Origin of the sequence: Haladaptatus sp. (genome assembly GCF_049589095.1) — an archaeon.
GTDB lineage: Archaea > Halobacteriota > Halobacteria > Halobacteriales > Haladaptataceae > Haladaptatus.
In genome coordinates, this window is record NZ_JBAWAC010000026.1 from 1 (window position 1) to 2,949 (window position 2,949).

The window sequence follows — 2,949 nt, forward strand, 5'->3', positions numbered from 1 at the left end:
GGGAAAAGAGCGGGACGAGGTGTTCGCCGTGTTGTCCCATTGTGGGACAGGAGACGTCGGACGGGTGGGCGTCGGCGTGCCGCGCGACTTGGTGGGCGAGGCGCGCGGTTTCCGAGAGAGCGTAGCCGATACAGTAGCGTCGGTCCCATCCGAGTGCGTTCCACATTCGATGATTGATGGGGTCGAGCGGGTTCGTCACCGTAACGATCGGTCGTGGTTCGACCGACTTCATCCACGATGCGATACCGTCGACGAGTTCGCCGTTACGCTCCAGGAAGGCGAGACGACCCCCGCGCTTTGCACTGTCGGTGGGACGGGGGATGCTCGCGGCCACGACGATACAGTCGGCGTCGGCGACGGCCTCTGGACGAGGAGCGCCAGCAGTAACGGTTCCACTGCCTGTCGGCATCATCGCTCCGGCCGGATGTGAACCGTGGCCGATGCCCGTTCGTATATCGATTGCGTGGCCGCTGGCCGCCTCCTCCTGTACGTCGACGAGAGTAACGTCGAGGTCGGGGTCGAGGAGCGTGAGTGTATACGCAGTCGTGGCACCGATAGTGCCGGCTCCGCCGATGACGGATACGTCCATGCCAAATGATACCGTAAGCCAGTACTAAAATCATCGGGAGGTCACGGGATTCGATGGCATTTGCACGGCAGGTCGGTCCGACGTGGAAAGCGATCGCTGGAAGACGTTACAGGGCAAACTTTCTTGTTCCGGGTCACAATGGTGTGAACGATACCACCGCCTACCACGCGTATCGACCGGATGGACATCGGTTCCATCGACTTCATACAGTGCTACTTAACAGCAAAATCCCACAAGCGATCGAGAAGAGTCGAGCAGGTATGCCACCAGTTCAATCCTCAGCGGGTCGGCCGTCGTCCGGAACGGGCGGCGCGCCGACGACCAACCACACGTGATCACCGTCGCCGCCCTCGCCGTCGTTTCTGATTTGTCGTCGGGTTTCCGGCGGAAGACGAATGGCCGTGCCCGCCTCGACCGTGTGAGTTTCGTCGCCGATTCGAATGCGGCCCGGGCCTTCGAAAACGAGATAAAACTCCTCCTGTTCGGCTTGTCGGTGGAAGCTCATCGCATCGCCCTCCGAGAGGTACCACACTTTTGGCCGCATCTCGGTGCACCCGAGCGCCTCAACGAGGTTCACGTGCATGGTTCCAGAGCTTGCCGATGGTTCCGGTTCGATATCATCGATTCGGGTCAGACTGTAGTCGTCAGCCATATATTCACATGAGTTGGGAAGAGGTGATAAGGGTCAGGGTGATGGACGTCGAAAACGCGGTTATAGTACGTCGCGGAGCGCGCGCCCGACGCTCGATTCGATCTCGTCCTTCGCCGCCGAGTCGAGTTCGACAAGCGGTGGTCGAACGGCGGCGCTTTTCAGCCACCCGCGCGATTCGAGCGCGGCTTTCGTCGCCGGCGCGAACCCGTGAGTCACACACTGCTGGAAGAGGGGTGCGATGCGTTTCGCGCCGATTTTCCGTGCCCGTTCGGTATCCCCTGCGGCGACAGCGTCGCGGGCCGCGACGAACGTCTCGGGAATCACGTTCGACAGTGCATTGATGCCACCCGAAGAGCCCATGAGCATCCCCGGAACGACGTAGCTGTCGAATCCCTGAAACAGGCGGAAGTCGTCAGGCGTGCGGTCCGCGACTTCGAGGAAGTAGTTGAAGTCCCCGCTCGAATCCTTCAGACCGTGGACGTTCGAGCGACGAGCGAGGCTCGCGACCGTGGCGGGGGAAATCTCCTGCCCGGTACAGGACGGGATGTTGTAGAGGAATATCGGAAGCGACGCGTCGTCGGCGATTTCCGAGAGAAATCGTTCGTTGCCCGCCGGGTCGTTCGCGCCGTGGAAGTACGGGAGCACTATCAACGCCGCGTCGGCTCCGGCGTTCGCCGCCGTTTCGATTCGTTCGAGCGTGCCGGAGACGGTCGTATCGGCGGTGCCAGCGAGAACCGGCAAGCCGTCGGCGGCGTCGACTGTCGTCTCCAGCACGGTTCGGTACTCCTCGTCTGAGAGACTCGCGAATTCGCCGGTCGTCCCAGCAGGAACGAGGCCGTCCATCCCGGCGTCGTCGATTCGTGTGACTAACTCCGCGAGTGCAGTTTCGTCCACGTGACCGTCGTCGTACGGAGTGACGAGGGGGCACAGAACACCTTCGTATTCCTCCGGATTGAATGCAGACATGAGTAATGGATTCGTATGCGGGGAGTTAACTCTTCCCCGGCGGTCAGAACGGAATCAGAGACGGGCGCGAAGGTCGGCCATCACGTCGGCCGTCCCCGCATCGCCTCCGAGGTCGGGCGTTCGCGGAGCCGACTCGTCCGCGAGCTGTTCGACGACGACGCGCCAAAGGGCGTCGGCCGCTTCCGGTTCACCGAGGTCGTCGAGGAGCATCGACCCGGAGAGGACCGTCGCCAGCGGATTGGCGACGCCCTGGCCGACGATGTCCGGTGCGCTTCCGTGGACTGGTTCGAACATTGAAGGGACACCATCGGCGGGATTGATGTTCGCAGAGGGTGCGAGACCCATGCTTCCGGAGATGATGGCCCCGATGTCCGTGAGGATGTCGCCGAAGAGGTTCGAGGCGACGACGACGTCGAACTCGTCGGGACGACGGATGAAATCCATCGACGCCGCGTCCACGAGGAGACGCTCGGTCTCCACACCCGGGAACTGTTCGGCTACTTCTTCGAACACGTCGTCCCAGAGAACCATCCCGTACGCCTGCGCGTTGGATTTGGTTACGTTCGTGAGCTTCCCGTCACGCTTCTCCGCCTCCTCGAAGGCGGCACGGACGATGCGCTCCACGCCCGATCGTGTGAACACGGCCGATTGGATGGCGACCTCGTTGTCGAACCCACGGTGTTCGCGCCCGCCGACGTCCGCGTACTCCCCCTCCGTGTTCTCCCGATAGACGACCAAATCT

General features: G+C 62.2%; 4 protein-coding genes. All 4 read right to left on the reverse strand.

Translation table 11 applies throughout. The features are described 5' to 3' along the window. Positions 1 to 589 (reverse strand): lactate/malate family dehydrogenase (locus WBV42_RS00985; protein ID WP_423984388.1); only part of this gene is annotated, 589 nt, incomplete at its 3' end. 271 nt (positions 590 to 860) lie between these two features. Then, positions 861 to 1,241: a cupin domain-containing protein gene (locus tag WBV42_RS00990; protein WP_423984389.1), complete on the reverse strand. Its 381-nt coding sequence runs from the start codon at positions 1,239 to 1,241 to the stop codon at positions 861 to 863. A 60-nt stretch (positions 1,242 to 1,301) separates the two neighbouring features. Further along, positions 1,302 to 2,207 carry a dihydrodipicolinate synthase family protein gene (locus tag WBV42_RS00995; RefSeq protein WP_423984390.1) on the reverse strand — a complete coding sequence of 302 codons (906 nt, stop codon included), beginning with the start codon at positions 2,205 to 2,207 and terminating at the stop codon, positions 1,302 to 1,304. Positions 2,208 to 2,261: 54 nt separating this feature from the next. Further along, the coding region (locus WBV42_RS01000) for an isocitrate/isopropylmalate dehydrogenase family protein (protein WP_423984391.1) at positions 2,262 to 2,949 on the reverse strand (688 nt) is incomplete at its 5' end.

What these genes read in the sequence shown, in the direction of transcription:
- WBV42_RS00990 (WP_423984389.1), bottom strand. Translation starts at nt 1,241, where the DNA reads ATGGCTGACGACTACAGTCTGACCCGAATCGATGATATCGAACCGGAA.
- WBV42_RS00995 (WP_423984390.1), bottom strand. Translation starts at nt 2,207, where the DNA reads ATGTCTGCATTCAATCCGGAGGAATACGAAGGTGTTCTGTGCCCCCTC.